This is a genomic window from Chitinophaga sp. XS-30, assembly GCF_008086345.1.
GTDB lineage: Bacteria > Bacteroidota > Bacteroidia > Chitinophagales > Chitinophagaceae > Chitinophaga.
The window spans coordinates 2,545,687-2,566,713 of the sequence record NZ_CP043006.1 but is presented as its reverse complement, the minus strand read 5'-3'; the positions used below and the strand labels follow the sequence as shown (position 1 = coordinate 2,566,713).

Sequence of the window (21,027 nt, the reverse complement as noted above, 5' to 3'; positions counted from 1 at the left end):
GTCTATGAGTACAAAAGACCTGTCCAAATACTTTCATAAAGAAATGGACAATCAAGCCGGTTTGGCGCATGCAAAGCAAAAAACGAAGATCGTAGCAACAGTAGGGCCAGCCTGTGATACCTATGAGAAATTATTGGAGCTCGTAAAAGCAGGCGTAAACGTATTCCGGCTCAATTTCTCCCATGGCAACCATGAGGATAAACTGCGGATCATCGGTTACATCCGCGAGATCAATAACAAAGAACCTTACAACATCGCCATCCTGGCGGACCTGCAAGGCCCGAAGCTGCGTGTGGGCGAGATCGCCAACAATGCGCTGCCGCTGAAAGCAGGCGACATACTCACCTTTACACAGGAAAAATGCGTAGGCACCATGGAAAAGATCTATGTGTCTTACCACGACCTGCATAAAGATGTGCGCCCCGGCCAGAAGATACTGCTGGATGACGGCAAGATCGAAACCGTCGTAAGGGAAATAACGCCCGATCAGATGATCAAAGCGGAAGTGCTGCTGGGTGGCATCCTTTCTTCCAAGAAAGGCTTCAACCTGCCCGACACGAAAGTGTCCCTTCCCGCGCTGACCGAAAAGGATGTGATAGACCTGGAGTTTATCATCGACCAGGAATGCGACTGGGTTGCCCTGTCCTTCGTGCGTAATGTAAAAGACCTTGGTCTGCTGCGTAAACGCCTGAAAGAACGCAATTCCAAAATGAAGATCATTTCCAAGATCGAGAAACCGGAGGCGATCCAGAACCTGAAAGAGATCATCTGGGAAAGCGACGGCGTCATGATCGCGCGTGGCGACCTGGGTGTGGAGCTGCCCGTAGAGCAGATCCCCATGATCCAGAAAGATATCATCCGCAAGTGTATCCACCGTGCAAAGCCCGTTATTGTGGCTACGCAGATGATGGAAAGCATGATAGACCGCAGCCGCCCGAACCGCAGCGAGATCACGGACGTGGCCAATGCCGTACTGGAAGGCGCTGATGCCGTGATGCTGAGCGGCGAGACCGCCACCGGCATGCACCCCACCCTCGTTATTCAGACCATGCGGAAGATCATCGGCGAAGTGGAAAAAGAAGACATCATCTATAACCGCAACCTGATCCCGCACCGGCACTCCCCTTCCTTCCTCAGTGATGCGCTGTGCTACAATGCCTGCAAGATCGCGGAAGACCTGGAATCCGATGCGCTCATCGGCATGACCCAATCCGGCTACACCGGCTTCATGCTCTCCAGCTACCGCCCGAAATCACCGCTGTTCATTTTCACGAAAGAGCAGTCCCTGGTGAACCAGCTGAGCCTGAGCTGGGGTGTTCGCGCATTCTACTACGGCGAAGAAGAAAGCCTGGACGATATCATCCGTGACCAGATCAACATCCTGAAAGAAAGGGGTTTTGTGAAAGAGAATGATGTAGTGGTGAATACAGGCAGCACGCCAATCAAAGAGCATGCACCGACGAATATGCTGAAGATCACGAAAGTGTCCTGATAAAATATTTGACAATTCAAAAGCCGTCTCCCGGGGTCCAGACCTCGGGAGACGGCTTTTTTTGAAGGATACCGGCTTTTGTCAGCCTGGTTATTATTATCTGTTAAAGTATTGGTTCTTCAATCCGGTACGAACTCTTCTGAACAAATGTTCTGCCAAACATATCTGTCGCCCTTACTTCTATCTGATGTGTTCCGATACCCAGATTACAGGGCAGCGGAGCCGTCCACAGATGTTTACAATCTGCTGATTCCGTTGGGCGGCGGCCTTTGAAGAGCGTATCGCTCTCATCCCATTTAGTGTTTTGAGCAAGATAATAGGGATCAGGCGCTTCTGAATACCGCATGCGTTTCCATTTGCCGTCGTCTATACGGCATTCCAGTTTAGCACCTTTATACCCCATAAAGAAATTGGCATAAATATGCCCTCTTCCATCCCACCAGATGGGAGTGAGCACTTTTCTGTGATATAGCCTGATCTGGTAGTCCGCAGGCTTCCCGGCCACTTTGTAATCGGCAGTGTACTGGTTACCCGTAACGTTGAGATAAATATATCCCCTCGGTGTGCCATTGCTCATCATGCCTTCAAGGAACCCTTTTTCATTTACCTTGCCCGAATACCAGTTGCCGCAGGTGGCGCCTGCGTCCAGCTCATGATAAGGCTGTACGCCAAACCAGCCATCTTTTTCGGTGAAAAAGTTCTGGTTGAGCTGATGGCTATGCCCTGCAAGGGAAAAAACGTGAGGATAGTTCCGCAATATCTCAAAGAACCTGCTGCGCTCAGGCACTTTTAAAGCACTGTCGTGAAGGCCCATGAGGGGACAGTGAAAAGCCAGTATCACCAGCTTGCCGGTATCCACGAACTTCAGATCGTTCTTTATAAACTCCAGCTGATAAGGTCTGAAGCCTGCCCGCAGACGGGGTCTCTCCCCCATCGGCTTAATAGGGAAAATATTGTTGTTCAGGACAATGACATGCGCTTTGCCATAATTGAAAGAGTAATCCACCGGTCCGAAAGTAGCGGAAAAGGTTTCATGATTCAGCGAATCCACTTCACAGTCTGCATTCAGGTCATGGTTGCCGATGACATTGTACCAGGGTATTCCTGCTTTTGCCGTGATGGCTGCATAGTCTTTATGCTGGTTGAGATTTTGCTGCACCAGATCGCCCATAGTCAGACCGAAAGCAACATCCTTCACTCCTTTCACTTCCGATATGATGTCGTTCTCATAATAACCCAGTTCCGTATTGTCGTTCGCCTGGGGATCACCAAATACGAGGAATTTGAAGTTATCGCTTTCCTGCTGCGGCATCAATGCAAAATCGATCGACGCTGGCAGCGGACCGGTTGGATCGACCCCCTTGTATGTAAATGCAGGCGATCCCTTGGGTTTATGGATATAATAAAACTGAGGCAGGTTCTGGCTATTCACGGGAACACGATATCCCGAAGGTTTAATGACAAAGATGGTCGTATTGTCCGTGACCGGCAACGCATACTTTCCCTTTTCGTCAGTTAACACTACCTGCACGCCATTGCTTACGGCAACCCGGGGAATGCCTTTTTCCCGGGTCCCTTTTTTACCATCGCCATTCGCATCATGAAATACATAACCGGTAGCCGTATTTTGAGCTGTCGCAACGCCGGTCTTAAACAAAATCAGTACTAAGAGATAAAATACTTTCTTCATTACAATGATTTAAAATCTGTATAAAAAGTGTCTATTGCAGCGGGCTCCGGAAGGAACAGGCTTCTATATGATATCGGCTGCGTAACATCACAGGAAGTAATGATGGTGCTGTCTCCGATGGCTGAAAAAAAGCTCCCGGGCAATCCATCGGTGCCGGTATAAACCCATTTCGTTCCCAGGCATCTTGAATCCAGCCCTACCCAGGCAACAATGATGGAAGACGCAGGAACATCCTTTTCCATTGTCCGGATAGGCCTGTTGGAGATCGTTGATAAAAAGACCGGACCATACACGCTCCCTGTGACATTGGTGCCTACCGATCTGTGGCCGTCCTTATCGTAGGAGTAAACGGTAAAATTGTATGTCCCTTCACGCAGGCTGTCAATATACACCATAACCGAATCCTCCCCGGCCGGTTTGGTTCCCGGAAGGGAAAGGGAGTCCGCCCCAAAATTCCAGAACACCTTATAACCTGTGATATTTTGATCCGAAGGGATCGCCCAGGTGAGCAGCACCCTTCCATTGCCTGCAAATGCCTGCACAGAATCGGCCCGTCCGGGATACACGATAGGTCCATCTTTAATAAACTGTTCATAGGTGGAATTCATCTTGCTGCATGACATGACAGCAAAAAGAATGAGACAGGCGATACCATATCTTTTATACTTCGGTTGTTGCATGAACTTTGATTTTACGTGTTTTAGATTTCTTGCTTTATCCCTAATACGCGCCCCAGAATGTCAGCTCGGAAAAAGTGATATTTGTTGCATTTCCATAGGATTTCAGGACCTTGAACCGCAGGTACCGGTAGGGTTCGGCGCCCAGCGGGAAACTGAAGTCCTCCCCGGCCTGGGCATAAGCAACATCGTCATTGGAAACCGTGCCTAACGGAAGTCCCGACGGTTTCTTCGAGACACAGTGCTGCAGCAGCGTCCAGCTGTCCCAGCTGCCATCCGGAGCAGGATCGTTGGACCCATAGATATCGAAGATCTCCGGTGTGCCGGAAGTAAAATAAAATGCGGCGCTCATACGCTGGAAATATTTCATCCGGCTTAATTTGGCCGTTACGCCCAGATCGACCGTAAAGCTCTGGGGTAACCCCAATCCCTGAGCTGTCACATAGATGGTGTTTGTCTTGCTATCCCATAAATTGCGCATGGGATAATTACCCGAATAGATCTGCGCATTCACGTCCCCGGGATAGGGATTGACTTCCCTGAACCGGGATTTATCCAGCAGCAGTTCGAAGAACGGCGTTTGTGTGCTATACAGGGTATCGGAAAGATTGTCCCATCTATCCTTCACGAAGACCCCGAAAACCCTGGGAGAGGCATCAAATCCACGGACCGAGAAGGAGTCTCTCGCGAGATTGGTATAAAAGGCATCTGCGGGCGCCAGTTTGCCTGTTGAATCCTGGGTCAGCACTGTTATCACCACATCGCCCCGGGTATCATTGATGAATCCGACATTAATGCCGCCAAAGTCCGGCTTAACCGTCAGGCTCCTGTACACTTCCTGTACGGGAGCGCTCAACGGGTTGACTGTAACCGTTAAGGGATCTGATCTTTTCTCACTTTTGCTGACGGAATACACTTTAACTTCGCATTCACTTGTATCGCCAAATCCCTGAAGCGTAAGGGTATTGGCATAATACGAGGATTTGGCATTCCGGTTAATCCCTTTATGTTTCCAGACTGCTTCAACATACAACAGGTTGGGATCGGGCGGTACGGTGTACGTGATCTTTGCCCCGCCATGCAGATTTGCCACCTTCAGGTCTGTTACGGGCAAGGGAATGGCTGAGCCGGAATTCGGAAGCGGTTCAACTTTTTCTTCTTTACATCCTGTAATGATCATGCCAAATGAAATAATGACAAGGCACAATTGGATTTTATTGAAAAACATCATGTGAAGTTTTTAGATAATTATTGTATAGATGATCACCATCCCGGATTCTGAACCAGGTTCTTATTCACCAGCAGATCGGCTTCGGCAATAGGCCAGAAATAATCCCTGATCTGGAATGTGCGGTTGAACAATGTCGTCACCTGGTAGTAACCCAGCACATCCGACTTGGCGATATCCCAGCCCTGAATGGGCCCCTGCCAGGTCTTTTCAGCCTCCTTCCACCTTCTCAGGTCCCAGAACCGCTGCCCTTCAAAGGCCAGCTCGATCAGGCGCTCCCGGTGTATGATCTCCCGTAAGCCCTCCTTTGTGGTGTACTTCGAAGGATTGTTCGAATAATTCATCCAGGCATCGCTCACGGGAGGTATCCCGGCCCTCTCACGGACCTGGTCGATCCAGCTACGGGCTTCAGCAGACGGACCGTTCACTTCATTCAATGCTTCTGCGTACAAGAGGTAGAGATCGGCCATTCTTATCACCGGCCAGGCATAAGGGGTTATCGTATAGGAAGTGGCGGTGGACATCACATTCTGGTAATTGACGACCTTCACCGGCCAATACCCGGTAATGTTGTAATTGTTCGGCGTCCCCTGCCAACCGGAATACTGCCCCTGTTTGGCCTCCAGGTGGTTAAGGGCGGTGATCGTCTGGTTCCCGTTGCCGAACAGGATAGAACCGTCGAATCCCAGGTCGGCATAAAAACGGGGCTCCCTGTCGAAATTGATAGCAGCAGTGGTATAGTCCGGCTGGATCTGATACTGCTCATCCGCGGTTGCCACACGGGTGCTTGCTCCTCTCGTGGTAAAGTCCAGCGTTCTGTCTTCCGTGATCGGTACACCATTCTTCGTATAGAACATATTGACGATGTTCAGGGGAACCGCAGAAATGCCCCAAAAGCTGAAATTAGTGCTGTTGGCACTATTGATCCGGGGCTGTGCCATATTCTGGATCATATTGGCCAGGCTGTTCGTATTTCTCCAGATAACTTCTGAATTGATATTATCAGTAACGGCAGTCCTTATATCCATTTCCGTTTGCAGGTCAGGAGGCAGGTTATAGGAAACAGGGGGAGCAAAATGGTTCAGTTTGTAGCCCTGTCCGGAACAAATATCAATGGCGTCTTTACATGCGATCATTGCTTTTTCCCATTTCCCGGGATCGAACGTCTGATTAAAAAATGTATTTCCCGATTTGCTTTTGAAATTGGAATAGGCCGTATTGCCATTGAACAATGGACTGGCCGCAGTCACCAAAATACGCGCTTTAATGGCCATGGCTATGGGTATGGTGATCCTGCCCATCTCGACCGTTTCGTTCTGGATGCGATCCGGGAGATTGACCATGGCACTATCCATTGTTCTGACCACATAATTAAAGCAGGAATCCACCGGCATTCTTTCTACCTGCACCTCCTCCTGGGAAGCGTTGATAGGGAGATTTTTGTCGATAACCGGTATGGGGCCATAGAGGTGCAGCAGCCACCAGTGGTAATAGGCTTTAAGAAAAATCGCTTCTGCTGACCATTGGTCCTTCTCATACTGGTCCATACCAGGTACATTGGGGATGTTCTCCAGGAAGATATTGCAGTCCCTGATGCCCTGGAACAATTTAGAGGCGCCATTGCTTCCATTCCAGTAGCTCACAAGCGGTGCGGTTACGCTTTGATTTCCCCTGGCTATTTCCCAGGAAGAAACATTGACGGTGTACCCCGGAATGGCATACGGGTAATAAAACCACAATTCGTCTCCGGCCATGAATGCCGGGTTAGTAGATACATCACCATGATTGGGCATGTAGGAATAACAGGTAAATAAATATTGTTCCGCCGTTGATCTTTGCCTGAAAGCATAATCAATGGTAGCCACATCATCGGGAACAACATCCAGATATTTCCTGCAGGAGCCGAAGATCAAACAGGGAATAGCCAGGAAAATCAAAAGTTTCTGTACGCTCATATTGATGACTTTAATAGATCAAAATTTAAAATGACGTCTGAACACCTGCATTGACAACACGCTGCAAAGGATAGCCCAGCCCATTGCCGGCCATTTCAATATCCCATAACCTGAAGGAAGAGAGGGAGAACAGGTTGCTCCCGTTCACATAAAAACGAAATGTCTTCAGCTTCAATTTATTCATCAGGTTTTTTGAAAGAGAATACCCGATCTCCAGCTGTTTTAATCTCATGAATTTTCCATTGCGCTGCCACCAGGTACTCGGTTGTGCATTATTTATATTTACATCAGGGCTCAATCGCGGCCACAACGCATAAATGTTCCTGTTGTCTTCAGACCAGTGATCATCAGCATATGCTTTCAAAAGGGCGTTATTATCCGCAAATGGTGCGGTAGTAGTGGAGTTGATGAAAAAAGAGGATCTTGACTGCCCCTGGAAGAATGCGGAAAAATCAATTGATTTGTACCCGAAGGATAATCCGAAACCATAAACGATCTCAGGATCGGTGGGATATCCTATGGGCACTTTATCCAGCGAGGTGATCTGCCCGTCTCTGTTGATGTCCCTGTATTTAATATCACCGGCGCCATACGTGCCAAATGTCTGAGCCGGCGAATTGGCAACGTCTTTATCGTCAATAAACAATCGTTCTCCGATGTATCCCCAGCGCTGGGACAAAGAATATCCTACCCTCGATAGCCACGGCTCGTTTTCATAGGCAGGTTCTTCATATTTGTCATACTTGCTCATGGCCAGCGTAAAGTTTGCCCGGCCCTGTATCCACCAATCTTTATTGATGGGCTGGTTAAAATCCAAAGAGGCATCTAGCCCTCTGGATGTGGCGGCTCCGATGTTTGCGCTGGGAATATTGGCCAGTCCCATAGTACTGGGGATAGATGCCCTTACCATCAATATATTCGATCTGTAGGTGCTGTATGCATCGAGCGTGACATTCAATTTATTCCATAAGCTCATATCGAGCCCGATGTTCGTCTGATGTGCGATCTCCCAGGTAATGTCCGGATTGGCATAACGCAGCACGCTGATACCGTTCCTGCGATAGAGGTTGCCTATAACGGAGCCGAAAGCGCTGCCTTTTGAACCGTCATTCATGTTCACTTCGGAAAGGTAGAAGAACCTGTCCATCGCACTACCGATGGCATCATTACCAACCAGGCCATAGGTGGCCCTTAATTTAAGATTTGTAACCGTGCCGATGAGTTTCTTTCTCCAGAATTCCTCGTTGGAAACATTCCATGCAACACCGGCGGAAGGGAAGTAGCCAAAACGATGTTTTTTGTCAAATCGCTCAGAACCGTTATATCCAAAATTATACTCCACATAATACCGTTGATCATAGTTATAGGTGGCCCTTCCTGAAATGCCCAGGTTCCTGGCGGGTAGAGACGTTTCCAGGCTTGTGAAGTCCCCCGAAATACTATTTTGCGCCTGGTAAACCAGGCTGCCGCTCAGGCCGTGTTTATTGTTAAAAGTTCTGCTGTAATTAAGTATTCCCTGAAAATAGACAGATGTTGTTATCAGTTTTCTGCCTCCACCGGCAGGATAATTCAGGTATTCCGTGCCTGCATCAGGATTAATTGGGTTGAGCACATAGCTATCGCTCCCTTTGTCATAACTGCCCAGGCTATAAAAAAACGGCGTATAGGAGCGGGTAATATCCGAGTAAGCATACCTGCTGGTGTTTACCATAGCGTTGAAAGACAATCCTGAAGTAATAAGATCCAGCTTTTGCCTTAGCTCCGCCTGCGCGTTTATGGTGGATGTGGTATAGGTTTTATATCCCTTTACCATATTCGCATAAGGATTCACATAATTTCCTGTTCCATAATTTCCGAACAAAATATGATGTGTGAACATATTTGCCTCATCCGGCTCATAAAAAGCGGGAAACAGTACCGGGTTAGCGTGCATGATCTCGTTATACACCTGCGTCCCCCCGTTAATGGGTCCTACATAATCCTGGAAGCTCCCCGAGATCCTTGTGATCAGCAGCGTAGACCTGGTGAGGTTGACATCCACATTGGAGCGGATAGAATACGTCTTAAGATCAATATTGTTGTTGAAGTTATTCAGTTTGGGAACGTTAAGTATACCATTATCCTGCGTAAAGGCAGCCGACACATAATATCTGGCCACAGATGCGCCGCCGCTTACATTGGCGTCCATCCGCTGGTTCATAGTGTGATCCTTGAACAGCACTTTAAGCCAGTCCGTAGCGGGATAAGCATATTTATTTGTGCCGGCAATCGTATTGTCTATTTTTTCCCGGCTGTAAGTTGTAATACCCAGCGGATTCCGGGTGAGGGTGGCCTCATTCGCCAGCCGCATATAGGTAACAGGATCGGCTAGTTTGATATTTTGTGTAGGTTCTGAAAGAGAGTTCTCCAACCTGATGGAATAAACAGGTCTGCCTTCCTTCCCTTGTTTGGTGCTGATAAGGATGACGCCGTTGGCGCCCCGGGCGCCGTATAAAGCTGTAGCTGTGGCATCTTTCAGAATAGAAAAATTAGCAATATCATCAACCTGCAATCTTGCAAGGTCGGTTGTTGTTACTTCTACCCCGTCAATCAGGATGAGCGGATCTTTCTTATAGCCAAACGTAGTAACCCCCCTGATAAAAAAACTTGCGTTATCGGCGCCGGGTTCGCCCGAACGCTGATAAGCGATCAACCCCGCTATCCTGCCGGCCAATGCTGTAGTTAAATTGCTGGAAGGCACTTTTAATTCGGAAGGATTAATAGACGTGACAGCGCCAACAACATCGGTCTTCTTCTGCTTGCCGAAAGCAACAATTACCGCTTCGTCAAGATGATAAGGGGCTGCAGCAAGCCTGATATCAATGGAGGTTTGATCTGACAGCGCAATCTCCCGCGGATTAAAACCAACCATGCTGAATACCAGTACGGCATCATTTCCCGGTACCTCAAGGAAAAAACCTCCATTCATATCAGTGGTAGTGCCAATATTGGCCTTTCCTTTTACGGTCACAGACACCCCCGGCAAAGCAGTGCCACTGCTGTCTTTTACTGTACCGCTGATCTTCTGGCTGCCTGCGGCAGGAGATTTTTTTTCAACAGCCGGCTTTTTCAATAGCACGATCCCGTTTTCCTTTACCTCGAAGATGAGGTCGCTATCCCGGAGAACGATGTCCATTAATTGCCGGAGGCTGCCATTTTTCAAGTGAATGCTGATCAGACGTTTGTCATCCAATAAACCATTGCTGTAAACAAACCGAAAATGCCCCTGCTGCTGTACTTTAAGCAGTACATCAGCAACCGACGCACTGTCGGCATCCAACGTGATGCTATGCTGCGCCTGCCTGTTCTGACCATAGCCGGAAGGGATCCCTGTCATCACAAAACAGACCAGTAATGACACAATAATTCTGGTACCTGCACGCATACTTCGTCCAGGAAGTGGTAAATGCCCCTTCATACGATTACTTTTTAATGATTGTTTTCTAGCTTTGAGTAATTACAATCGAATCTTGTTCGACCCTATAAGTGAATGGATAAGTTTGCTGTAAATATTGCAGTGCTTTAAAAATCGTCTCACCGTCAAAAGTCGCGGTGTACCTGTATTTCCTGACAGCCTCGCTGGCAAAGGTTATTTTTATTCCGTACCAGGACTGCAGCTTCTGTGCTATCTGTTCAAAAGTCTCATCTTTTATTTCCATCTTTCTGCGCGTCCAGGAAGTCTCCGTGGCATGACGCGTCAACGTATCTACATTCAGCTTTGCAACAGTCCCTTTACGGGGAGCAAGGAGAACAGGCGCCCCCGGGCCGGCAGGGACTTCCCGTTCAAGGATGAATTTCTCATTGGGCCTCAGGATCACCCTTTCTCCCCGCTCAACACCGGCAGGCACAATCTCCACTTTACCGGATATCAGGTCCGTCTCCGTTCTGCTTCCACCGGGATAGGACTTTACATTGAAAGAGGTGCCTAATACCCTGATCCTGTATTCACTGGTATGTACAACAAACGGATGTGCTGCGTCATGCTTGATGTCGAAAAAAGCCTCTCCGGTTATGGTTACTTCCCTGTGCCGGGCATCGAAATTTTTGCTAATAGACAAGTGGCTGTTCTCGTTCAGCATGATCACGCTACTATCCGGCAGCATGATTGTTTTATGTTTGCCTTGTGAAGTATAATATTCGTAGTTATGAGGTGCCCGCACATGCTTTCCGCCATATTTTGTATAGGCCCAAACGCTGACAGTGATCAACACTGCAATTGATGCAGCGTATCCAACGAAATGTCTCCTGTTGAATTTTACAACCCGCCCTGGCTGCGGAAGCGGTATCCCGGGAGTATTATGCAATACGGCTTCCTTAAACCGCTCCCTCCGGGCGATGGCATCCTTCAAAGAAGCTAATTGCTCAAGACGATTGCCTTGTCCGGCACTCAACACTTCAAACAACCGCTTCGCATTGCTTACAACGGTAAACTTATCCGGATGCGCTTCGATCCAGTTCTCCCAGAATAAAACATCGGCCTTTTCTTCTCCCCGGCAAAATCGCAGGAAAGACTCGTCACAGAGGAGATCTTCAGGTTCGGGATGTTGCAGATTCATGTCAACTTGTAGCTTGTTCCCTTATTGACGGGAAAAGTGGATCGTTTTCCTAAGAGAAAAACAGATTTTTTTTATTCCTCACATTCTGAGCTTGAGCCGGAGGACTTTAAGCGCGTCGTATATGGTGTTGTAGGAAGTTTTGACGCTTTGGGAACTAATGTGGGCAATTTCTTTATAGGAAAGATTTTCAAAAAATTTTAACCGGATCAATTCGATCTGCTTTGGGGATAACGTTTTTAATGCATTGCTAAGGTTTCTTCTGACCTCTTCTTCCTTTTCCCGGGCGATAATTATTTCTTCATAAGAAGCCTCATCTTCCTCCTGTATATTACGGATGGAAGTGCTAACCCGGTTTTGGGCATTCAGATAATCATGGAGCAGCCTCCTTAATGAAGTGAACAAATAAGACTGTACATTTTCTACATCATTCAGGCTCTCATGCCTGTCCCATAACTTCAGGAACAATTGGCCGATGCAATCCTTGACCAGATCACTGTCTGCATACTGCGATAAGCCATAACGAACAAGATGAAAATACATGTCGTCATACAGCACGAATAACGCCTCCTTGTCGCCTTCCCGTACTTTCCCCCACAAAGAAATTAGCTTATCTGACAAATGCATGTTCATCAAGTGTTTTATGGCTGAGGCAATTTTAAAAAATCCCTCAATCGATAATGTATCCCCCTGACCGTGTAATCATATGAACCCGGAGTAGCAGGGTTTACACTTTTGGCTTCAGCATGCAAAGAAAGTTCCTGGATATTACTTCAGTATTAAGAGTATGTTATCTTTAAGCTAATTCCCGGCTACGCGAAGTTCTTTTGGGGAGGGGGAGCGTTTTTTTTCTGAATGGGTGATTGATATGAAGATACGTCACCAGCCACATTAAGCCAAGCGCCTATTGGTGGTCCTCATATTCGGTCATAACTTTGAAAACATATTTGCTGTTCCTTTTTTGTTCGCTTTCTCAATTCTTAAATACTTTCTGTCGAACTTAAACGGAACAAGATTTTCTATGTTTTCCAGATAATCCCAAAAATCCTTGTCTGGTTGTGAAAAAGGAAAGCATAAAATTGGGCTAACATGATTGCTTCTTGCCAACCAAATAAGTAAACTTGATTGGTATTGTTGGTCAGGTAGTTCTTCCCCAGTCGTTATGTTAATCAATTTGAAATCATAAGATAAGATTAACTCTATTGGTCCTAAATTATATTTTGGAAGAGGCTGAAGTCCGGTTATATAACTCAGGACTTTGTCTAAATCGTCAGCAGTCAACTGCCAGGTAGTTTTTGTTTGTCGTAGTGGCGTGTTTTCAGGATACAAATACCCTACTGGTTCCGTCGTTCCAATTCCGAAAACGTCCTGCGTCTTTTTTATTAGTTGTTCGGCTAGATTTGGGTTCTCTCCTTGGTCTTCATCAGCGGCGTAACCTGTTAAATATATACTGTTGGGCTTTTCTATGTCAGCGTTTGTGCAAGCTGACAAAAAACGTTGAACGTTAGCCCAAACTTTCTCAATTTTCCCACCTGTTAATGCCTGAGTTATCCTGCTAGCAGGAAGTCTGTATGTAATACATGGTCTTGCCGCAATCATTTTGTCATCTTGTTAAATTAGCGATAGCGCTTTGCAGCTTTAACCCAAAATGTTAGACAGTATCTCACCTTTGAAGGCGGCTTTAAAATTATCTATACCAACAATTTAGTTGGAACAAACTCACAGATTACAATTTCTGTACTGTGCTCCAGGTAAGCTACAGTGTATTTCTTCCTGAATGTAGCACAACGATAAGTTAACTTTTTCCAGGGAGTATGTTGACATGCCCGATGTACCAGCCGCTCATCGGATAATTTATCAAAAAACAAAAAAACCTCGTCAACAAACCGCTTGGCTGTTTCAGGCAATCCTTTCCCTTCTATGAACAATGACACTTTGGCCACTGCCTCCACAGCAGTATCTAAAATGGTTACTTTTCTTTTGCCCATTTATCTATAAGCTTATAAGCCATTTTTTTTCCCTGATCCAGAGACATTTTTTTAGCGGGAGGGGTTTTGCTGGCCGCTTTTGTAACAAGGTACTCGTACTCCTTTTTTGGAATAACAACATATGACTTATTGTCTATTGTTAGTGTATTCATATCCCTCTGTTTTTTACGAATTTAAGAATTTTTGGGGATTTTGCTCTCATCCTCATATACGGGTGCAAGCTTACTATCAATTTGCCTATTTTTCAATCTTTTCTGCTAAAATTCCGTTGCCGTCGATGTCATAGTATGTAATTGTCATTTTTACTGTGTCAAAAGTCCATTTTTTAATGCCGTTGTCAATTCCTGCGATTATTCGTTTGTCCTACGTAATTCTATCAACACATTATTCCCTTCCTCAAATAATTTTAACCAGGGAGAAGAATTGTTTTCAAAGTTCTTCATTATGTCTTGCCCTACGTAAATCCCGTTGTTTGTCAGAAAATAGAATTTTACCTGATCTGTTGCCGGCGGGATTGTTGTTTGAGTTTTGGCTGCTTTGTCAAGAAATGCCTGGCCTAAACTCACAAATTTCTTTGCTGCACTATTTACATTTTGATGTTGTCCTCCGCCGACAATGCCTCCACCTGAACTTAAATATAAACTTGCATCACCCGTCTGATATGAAACCGATGTTGCTACAGCACCATCCATTCCCCAGTCCATTATCAAGCCGTAAACTGAAATTTTATCTGCCGGCAATGAGAGGCCAAGCACTTCCGGAGTTGTAGAAAACGCCATGCTTCTTAGACCTTCAAAGGCGTTTTCAGTTGTATCCTCACTATTGCCGTCCTGGCTTGGATCAGTTCCCCAACCGTCAAATTCGCAATCAAACTTATACCCCAGTTCACACATTTGTTCCGTCCAATGTGCAACGACTTCATCTGCCATTCTCATCTTGGGCGTCCAGCCAGTTACAACAACTAGTTTTTTATCGCCAGCCGAAACACCGTATTGAACTGTATAATTCAACTTCCTTATTTCAGTTGCCAGTTGCTCCGCTTTTTCTGCTTTGTTTGTATAGAAGAAGTATTCAAGTTTGAGTTCTTTGTCGGCAGTAATATTTAACTTTCTCAACTGGTCAAGTACTTGCGGGGTCATTTGCATTTGTCTGTCCCGGTTACTGTTAAAAGCTATCTCGCCAACAAATTGTCCATTGTTGGATTTTGGTTTCCAAAAGTCAAATAGTCCCATTATCAAGATTGTTAGTATTGCTAAAGCCAGCCCTGCGATGCCTGTTTTTTTCTTATTTTTCATTTCCTGGTATAGTCGTCATGCGATTAAAATACTCCAAGTCAGTCCGCCTGACGCAAACTCTGTGTCAGTAGCAGTTTCTATTTTATCCACCCCACCGTTCTTCTCCATTCATCAACTTCTTCTTTCCTTATCTTAAAATCTTCCGGTGGCGACTGACGCTCATTCTCCGCCTGTTTTCTTATGATTACGGTCTGTTCTTCCAGTGTGTTAAATCCGACAGATTCCCGTCTTTGATTTACTTTGACGACATCATCAAAAAGATTGGGACTTAATGCTCCTTTTTCGTCCCAGTCAAACTGCGTTCCATAAAGTTGTGGTTTCCCTTCGAGCACAGCTATCCGGTCAGCCAGGTAAGCTAAACTTCTCGGATTTGCCTTGTTTTCAATAACTGCCTTCTCCAATAGCACCGCACATTTTCTCATAAAGTCAGGCCGGCCGATCGAATGTTGTATTACCAGCCAGGCGGCTTCGCTGGCTTCTTTGCCAACTTTGTCAGTTGTTGGATAACCGATGGAGTCTATGATATCATTTAGTATTTCCGCATTCCTGTTGTGCAATTGCGCCATTTCCTCGTTGTATCCTTCTGAGAGTTGCCCGTTTTGAATAAGCTTGTCCCGAAGTTCCAGGTCTGCATTTTTCAGACTAATGATGCTTTCAGCGATACTTTTATAGTCCATGCTGTTATAGGTGTTACTACAATTGGTGAGCAGAAATGTCGATATAACAATCAGGTATTTCATTGGGTTGTATCGAAGTAAGCACAGGGGCAACATTTATATGTTACTTGTGAGTTACTTTGGCCCTCTTCAGTAAATTGTTGGTCCGGAGCATCTGCGTAAAAAGTTTTAGCTTTTCAATATCAGCGCGGTAAATGTCTCTTCGAAGACGATCCATTCCCTTACTACTGGCAATAGATATTTTATCAGTTACCTGTAACATCGATTTTTTCTTGTTGGGCATCCTGTTATCATAATAAAGATAATACTTTTTAGATGTACAGTTCTTCAGCACCCCTACCGCTTATACGTCATCCCATACACCAATATCGCCAGCAGCATGATCCCCACACCTGCTATGCAGACACCGGCCCACTTCCCGATATCCCATACCCACAACCCAATGCCCGAACCCAGTGAAGTGCCGATAAAGCTCACTGTCATGAACACCGTGTTCATCCTGTTCCTCGCTTCCGGCAGCAGGGCGTAGATGCGGGTTTGATTGGAGACATGCACGCCCTGCAAACCCAGGTCCAGCAGCACGATACCGGCTACGATACCGATGAGGCTGTTCCGGAAGAACCAGAAGATCACATAGCCCGCCAGTATGCAGGCGATCCCGTAACCGATGGCGATACGCGGGTTCTTCCTGTCCGCTATCCGCCCGATGAGCGGCGCCCCAAGCGCCCCCGTGGCCGCGGCAAGCCCCATCAGCCCGATCACATCACTGCCGAAGCTGTACGGAGGGTTGGACAGCAGAAAGACGGATGTGGTCCAGAACAGCCCGAAAACGGCAAATCCGCAGGCATTGATCAGCGAGGCTTCCCTGAGCAAAGGCTGCTCCTTCGCCAGTGTCAGCAGCGAACGCATCAGCGCTCCATAGCTGCCGGTAAAAGATGACCGGCTTTGGGGAAAAGAAAAGATCATCGTCATCATCATCACAAAAGACAACCCACCGGCGATCCAGAACATCGCCCTCCAGCCCAGATGCTCTCCTACCACCCCGCTTACGGTCCTGGACAGCAGGATACCGATCAGCAGGCCGCTCATGATCACGCCGATCACCTTGCCCCTCCGCTCCGGCGCGGCCAGGGAAGCGCTCAACGGCAGTATCAGCTGCGGCACGATGGACGTAAAACCGATAATGAAACCCATGATCTTCAGCATCGTCACATTCATGGAAATGGCGGCGCCGATCAATGCAGCTACGGCACAACCGGTCATGAAGACGATCTGCCGCTTGCGCTCCAGCTTATCCCCCAGCGGCACACAGAACAGCAGGCCCAGCGCATACCCGATCTGGGTAAAAAAGGTCACCTGCCCCGCATTGCTTTCCGTAACATTGAACTCCTGACTGATCAGTACCAGCAGTGGCTGGCTATAATAGATATTGGCTACTATCAGGCCTGTACAAAGCGCCATGATAGCGATGTTCCATTTTCCGAGCGACATATTTCCGTTCATTAGAATGGCGAAGTTACAGCTTTTGAACAAGTGTACGGGCCGTGCAAAATCCTTAACTTTATTACATGGCATTCAAAAGCATCAACCCATATACGCAGGAAACCATTGCGGAATACGCCGCCCACACCAAAGCGGAGATCGAGAAGAAAATGCAGGATGGCTGGAAGGCTTTCGCGGCATTGAAACAGGCCGGGCTGGAACAGCGCGCCGCCTGGATGCTGCAGACGGCTACCCTGCTGAAGAACAACGCCACGGCGTATGGCTCGCTGATCAGCCGGGAGATGGGCAAAACGTTGAAAGAAGCCAAAGCGGAAGTGCTCAAATGCGCCGTTACGGCCGAATATTATGCACAGCACATCCAACCCATGCTGCAACCCCGCCTGATAGAATCGGACGGGCGCAGGAGCTACGCGGCGTTTGAGCCGAAAGGGATCGTGCTGGCCATCATGCCCTGGAACTTCCCATACTGGCAGGTGTTCCGCTTTGCTATCCCGAATATGCTGGCAGGCAATACCGTCATCCTGAAACATGCCAGCAATGTGAGTGGCTGCGGGCTGGCCATTGAAGATATATTCCGCGAAGCGGGCTTTCCGGAAGGTGCATTCCAGACGGTGCTGGTATCCTCCAAGGACATGGAGCCGCTTGTTGCAGACCCGCGTGTACACGGGGTAACACTGACCGGCAGTACGCCTGCCGGCATGAGTGTTGGGCAACTGGCCGGTAAATACATCAAGAAATCCGTGCTGGAACTGGGCGGCAGCGATCCTTTCATTGTGCTGAAAGACGCTAACCTCGAAGAAGCGGCAAAGACCGCCGTAAAAGCACGCATGCAGAACGCAGGCCAGTCCTGCATCGCCGCCAAGCGATGGATCGTGGAGAAAGCGGTGGCGGATGATTTCATTCAGCAGGTGCAATCGCTGATCACTTCCCTGAACCAGGGCGATCCTTTTGCGGCCGATACGGATACCGGCCCCATGGCGCGGCCGGACCTGGCGGAAGAGCTTGAAAAACAAATGCAAAAGAGCATGGAACAGGGCGCCACGTTGCTGGCAGGCGGCGAAAGGAATGGCTGTAATTTCATCCCGGCATTGCTGACCGGCGTTAAACCGGGAATGACGGCCTTTGAAGAGGAGACCTTTGGCCCCCTTGCCGCTGTGATCACCGCGGATAACGAAGCCTCCGCCATCCGGCTGGCCAACCAGACGCCATTCGGCCTCGGTGCTTCACTGTGGACAAAAGACATTGAAAAGGCGGCCCGGCTGGCCACACTGATAGACAGCGGAAATGTATTCGTCAATGCCATGGTGCGCTCGGATGCCCGCCTGCCTTTTGGTGGTGTGAAGCAATCCGGTTATGGCAGGGAATTGTCGCTCGAAGGGGTGCACGAATTCCTGAATATCAAAACGGTGTATATACAATAAAGTTGCAGGAACATCTCCCTGTAAGCGGGCATTATCACGGTGTACATCCAGTAAAGTTGCGTTAAATCTCCCTGCAGGCAGGATCATTATCACGGCATATATCCAGTAAAGTGCAGTAGCATCTCCTTACAAACAGGACAATTACCGGCAGCGCGCCTATCTTCAAAACGGCCACTACCGGACGCCACTGTTTGCTGAACATCATTTCACCGAAACGGTCATCTCCGGCGGATGCGCGTAATCATTCCACAACGCCTCCGCTTTTTCCAGGCTGATATCTTCATCGAACACCACTATCCGGTATTTCTGCGTGTATTCGTTACCGTAATAAAGCGTCCAGGGCCGGTCTTTCGTTGGTGATATATTGATGAACACCTGTCCCCCAAGGTCCTTCTCCGGCCATACGCGTATGGGTTGCGGAAAGTTAAAGTTATCCGGCGCAACCAGCACCAGCATCCCGGCTTTCCCTTCTCCGGACGTGCCGGCCACTTTGAACCATCGCATGTAAGTGGAATCTGCATTCCTGCGGGTTTTACCGGCAGAGGTGACGATCGCGCTGTTCTCATTGTTCCAGTCCGGATGCCCGCGAAAACCGAAACCGCCGCCATAGCGATAGTGCCGCAGGGTAACGGGCGATTCACCCGCGCAATTCAGCACGGAAATAAAATCCCAGGTCTGCATACCCTCCCCCTGGTACGCACGGATATCCCATACTTCGCGGAGGGCGGTCTTTTCCTTATCCCCGGACACGACATGCGCCTGCAATGCCCTGAACCCGCCCCATACCGCGCCTTGCGTCCGGCTGATGAACTCCACAAAACGCACGGTACCGGTTTTCTTCGCAATATTCCAGAAATCCACGGTCTTCCCCTCAAATTCCGTGTCCGTCCAGGGATTCCAGATACCGAAATGATGATAATGATCTTTGGGATGGATGCCCGTCAGCACCTTGCCCTGCGGGGACCAGGCCGGATGGATGAACCCGCTGCGCCGGAATGCCGAATCCACCCCTGCGGGCGGATATACCGTGGCATGATGGTATCGCAGCACGGGACGGCTACGGTTCTGAATAGTCAGACTGCCCTGCTCATCCTGCAATGTTATAACAGGCGGCGGAACGGTTGACGGCGTTTCCTGTGATTGCACTTGCAGTTCATATTGTTTCGTTGCACCTGCCGGCACTTCATCTTCCAGCTGCCACCACAACCGTGGTACAACACCTGGCTCCGGCTGGCAAGGCACTTCCTTCCGTTCCCTGCCGTTGACGGCGTATAAAATGTAGGTGCGGCCGGGGAAAGCGGAAATATCCAGACTGACCGGTGTACGATACCTTGTATATGGCCCGGTCTTCACCGTGATACGGACAACCGGCTGCGCCTGTGAAACAGCAGCCAGGGAAAGCAGACTTATCAACATAACATAACGCGGGTATTTCATTCGTTCAACATTGATTTTCATTGGTAATACGGCCCTTTACGGCTCCTCGCACCCGGTCCGTTCAAACAAATTAGAGATTCCGGTCAACTTTTACAAGTTAATGCTTACATTCGAAAGCGTACCTGCGGCAGAAATGTTGCGTTAACATAAACCCGCAAGCAAGCTCGCTGTGATGATGTCAGAAGATAACCAAACAAGCACAAAACGTACCGTCAAAGGCCGGCTGGCCCTGAAAACCTTTGCGCGCACCACAAAAAGCGAAAGCATCGGCGTTTACCTGGAGACCGCGGAAGAGCGCTTTCTCATCCGCCCCGCCGGCAACAATCCCCTGACTGATAACCCGCTGGCCGCGCTGGCCGGCAAATACATCGAAGCCACCGGCACAATGGGCATTTATGTTTTCTTCGCCGATAAATGGCATGAAATACCGGAAAATGATGCCAGGTAAACTAATCAAGTACGCTCCGTCCATACTTCTCCGCCGGAATACCCGCTGATTACGCGTAAATTCAGGTACACAAAAACGTCCGCCATGATCCGCCATTCTATCACCAGGCTGACTGTGTTTGTACTTGCAGCATTTTATCTGTGCAGCATTCCCATGCAGGCAAACAGTCAGCACCACAACCGCATCATGCAGCAAAAAACCGCTGCACTCCTTGGAGATTACCATATTTCTTTCCGTTCACCGGCGGGCATACTCCGCTACATTCTGCACATCGACAGTGTGCAGGGCATGTTCTTTTACGGCAGTATGGAAAATGATATCCGTTATCATCCCGACCGCAACGACCGGTGTGCTATTAAAGGCTTGCTCGCCGGGCACAGCAAGTACGACTTCATCATGAAGCCGCTCATTGACCGCGAGCATCCCTCCACGCTCCCTTGCCAGCCGCACGAGTGGCTGCTGAACAACAAGACCTATTTCTCGTTCAGGGAAGACAACATTATCAGCGGTTATATGCTGGTGCAAAATGATTATGCTTCTCCCTCGTTCCGTTTTTCAGGGATGAAATACGAGGAAGAGGATGAAGCCACGGGGCTTGCAGGGGTCTCGAAATAACGGGGTACC

At 48.2% G+C, this 21,027-nt stretch carries 19 protein-coding genes; 4 read left to right on the top strand and 15 right to left on the bottom strand.

What is annotated here, in order from left to right; translation table 11 throughout:
• Nucleotides 1-4: 4 nt before the first annotated feature.
• A complete protein-coding gene (gene pyk, locus FW415_RS10555; protein WP_148384549.1) occupies nucleotides 5-1,492 on the top strand; it encodes a pyruvate kinase in 1,488 nt (495 codons plus the stop codon).
• A gap of 103 nt (nucleotides 1,493-1,595) precedes the next feature.
• Here pyk and FW415_RS10550 read toward each other — a convergent pair whose 3' ends face one another.
• The 14 genes from FW415_RS10550 to FW415_RS10490 all read right to left on the bottom strand — a co-directional run bounded on the left by FW415_RS10550 (nucleotide 1,596) and on the right by FW415_RS10490 (nucleotide 17,085).
• On the bottom strand, nucleotides 1,596-3,182 hold the full coding sequence (locus FW415_RS10550) for a calcineurin-like phosphoesterase family protein (RefSeq protein ID WP_148384547.1): 1,587 nt from the start codon (nucleotides 3,180-3,182) through the stop codon (nucleotides 1,596-1,598).
• Nucleotides 3,182-3,862: a DUF4998 domain-containing protein gene (locus tag FW415_RS10545; protein WP_148384545.1), complete on the bottom strand. Its 681-nt coding sequence runs from the start codon at nucleotides 3,860-3,862 to the stop codon at nucleotides 3,182-3,184. Before FW415_RS10545 ends, FW415_RS10550 begins: the two co-directional genes overlap by 1 nt.
• Before the next feature lie 40 nt (nucleotides 3,863-3,902).
• Entirely contained in the window at nucleotides 3,903-5,039 is a 1,137-nt protein-coding gene (locus FW415_RS10540) for a DUF5000 domain-containing lipoprotein (RefSeq protein ID WP_168208765.1), read from the bottom strand.
• Between the two features lie 83 nt (nucleotides 5,040-5,122).
• Nucleotides 5,123-7,042, bottom strand: coding sequence for a RagB/SusD family nutrient uptake outer membrane protein (locus tag FW415_RS10535; protein WP_148384541.1), 1,920 nt, complete (start codon nucleotides 7,040-7,042; stop codon nucleotides 5,123-5,125).
• A 25-nt stretch (nucleotides 7,043-7,067) separates the two neighbouring features.
• Nucleotides 7,068-10,418 (bottom strand): TonB-dependent receptor, encoded by a 3,351-nt coding sequence (locus FW415_RS10530; protein WP_246859034.1) that lies wholly within the window; start codon nucleotides 10,416-10,418, stop codon nucleotides 7,068-7,070.
• Nucleotides 10,419-10,524: 106 nt separating this feature from the next.
• Complete coding sequence (locus FW415_RS10525) at nucleotides 10,525-11,637, bottom strand: FecR family protein (RefSeq protein ID WP_148384539.1); 1,113 nt, start codon at nucleotides 11,635-11,637, stop codon at nucleotides 10,525-10,527.
• A 78-nt stretch (nucleotides 11,638-11,715) separates the two neighbouring features.
• Entirely contained in the window at nucleotides 11,716-12,261 is a 546-nt protein-coding gene (locus FW415_RS10520) for an RNA polymerase sigma factor (protein ID WP_168208764.1), read from the bottom strand.
• 300 nt (nucleotides 12,262-12,561) lie between these two features.
• On the bottom strand, nucleotides 12,562-13,233 hold the full coding sequence (locus FW415_RS10515; protein WP_148384535.1) for a hypothetical protein: 672 nt from the start codon (nucleotides 13,231-13,233) through the stop codon (nucleotides 12,562-12,564).
• A gap of 92 nt (nucleotides 13,234-13,325) precedes the next feature.
• On the bottom strand, nucleotides 13,326-13,622 hold the full coding sequence (locus tag FW415_RS10510) for a hypothetical protein (RefSeq protein WP_148384533.1): 297 nt from the start codon (nucleotides 13,620-13,622) through the stop codon (nucleotides 13,326-13,328).
• Complete coding sequence (locus tag FW415_RS24965; RefSeq protein WP_168208763.1) at nucleotides 13,604-13,774, bottom strand: hypothetical protein; 171 nt, start codon at nucleotides 13,772-13,774, stop codon at nucleotides 13,604-13,606. The genes FW415_RS10510 and FW415_RS24965 overlap by 19 nt, the downstream gene beginning before the upstream one ends.
• 85 nt (nucleotides 13,775-13,859) lie before the next feature.
• Entirely contained in the window at nucleotides 13,860-13,952 is a 93-nt protein-coding gene (locus tag FW415_RS25755) for a hypothetical protein (RefSeq protein WP_371417062.1), read from the bottom strand.
• A 20-nt stretch (nucleotides 13,953-13,972) separates the two neighbouring features.
• On the bottom strand, nucleotides 13,973-14,917 hold the full coding sequence (locus FW415_RS10500) for a ribonuclease E inhibitor RraB (protein ID WP_148384531.1): 945 nt from the start codon (nucleotides 14,915-14,917) through the stop codon (nucleotides 13,973-13,975).
• Between the two features lie 77 nt (nucleotides 14,918-14,994).
• Nucleotides 14,995-15,594 carry a DUF6624 domain-containing protein gene (locus FW415_RS10495; RefSeq protein ID WP_148384529.1) on the bottom strand — a complete coding sequence of 200 codons (600 nt, stop codon included), beginning with the start codon at nucleotides 15,592-15,594 and terminating at the stop codon, nucleotides 14,995-14,997.
• A gap of 336 nt (nucleotides 15,595-15,930) precedes the next feature.
• Nucleotides 15,931-17,085 carry an MFS transporter gene (locus tag FW415_RS10490; RefSeq protein ID WP_148384527.1) on the bottom strand — a complete coding sequence of 385 codons (1,155 nt, stop codon included), beginning with the start codon at nucleotides 17,083-17,085 and terminating at the stop codon, nucleotides 15,931-15,933.
• A 77-nt stretch (nucleotides 17,086-17,162) separates the two neighbouring features.
• On the opposite strand from FW415_RS10490, the gene FW415_RS10485 reads away from it, so the two are divergent.
• Complete coding sequence (locus FW415_RS10485; RefSeq protein WP_148384525.1) at nucleotides 17,163-18,518, top strand: NAD-dependent succinate-semialdehyde dehydrogenase; 1,356 nt, start codon at nucleotides 17,163-17,165, stop codon at nucleotides 18,516-18,518.
• A 201-nt stretch (nucleotides 18,519-18,719) separates the two neighbouring features.
• Here FW415_RS10485 and FW415_RS10480 read toward each other — a convergent pair whose 3' ends face one another.
• Nucleotides 18,720-19,934, bottom strand: a complete 1,215-nt coding sequence (locus FW415_RS10480; RefSeq protein ID WP_168208762.1) for a PmoA family protein — start codon at nucleotides 19,932-19,934, stop codon at nucleotides 18,720-18,722.
• 193 nt (nucleotides 19,935-20,127) lie between these two features.
• On the opposite strand from FW415_RS10480, the gene FW415_RS10475 reads away from it, so the two are divergent.
• Nucleotides 20,128-20,403 (top strand): hypothetical protein, encoded by a 276-nt coding sequence (locus tag FW415_RS10475; protein WP_148384522.1) that lies wholly within the window; start codon nucleotides 20,128-20,130, stop codon nucleotides 20,401-20,403.
• An 84-nt stretch (nucleotides 20,404-20,487) separates the two neighbouring features.
• Entirely contained in the window at nucleotides 20,488-21,018 is a 531-nt protein-coding gene (locus tag FW415_RS10470) for a hypothetical protein (protein WP_148384520.1), read from the top strand.
• The last annotated feature ends 9 nt before the right edge of the window (nucleotides 21,019-21,027 follow it).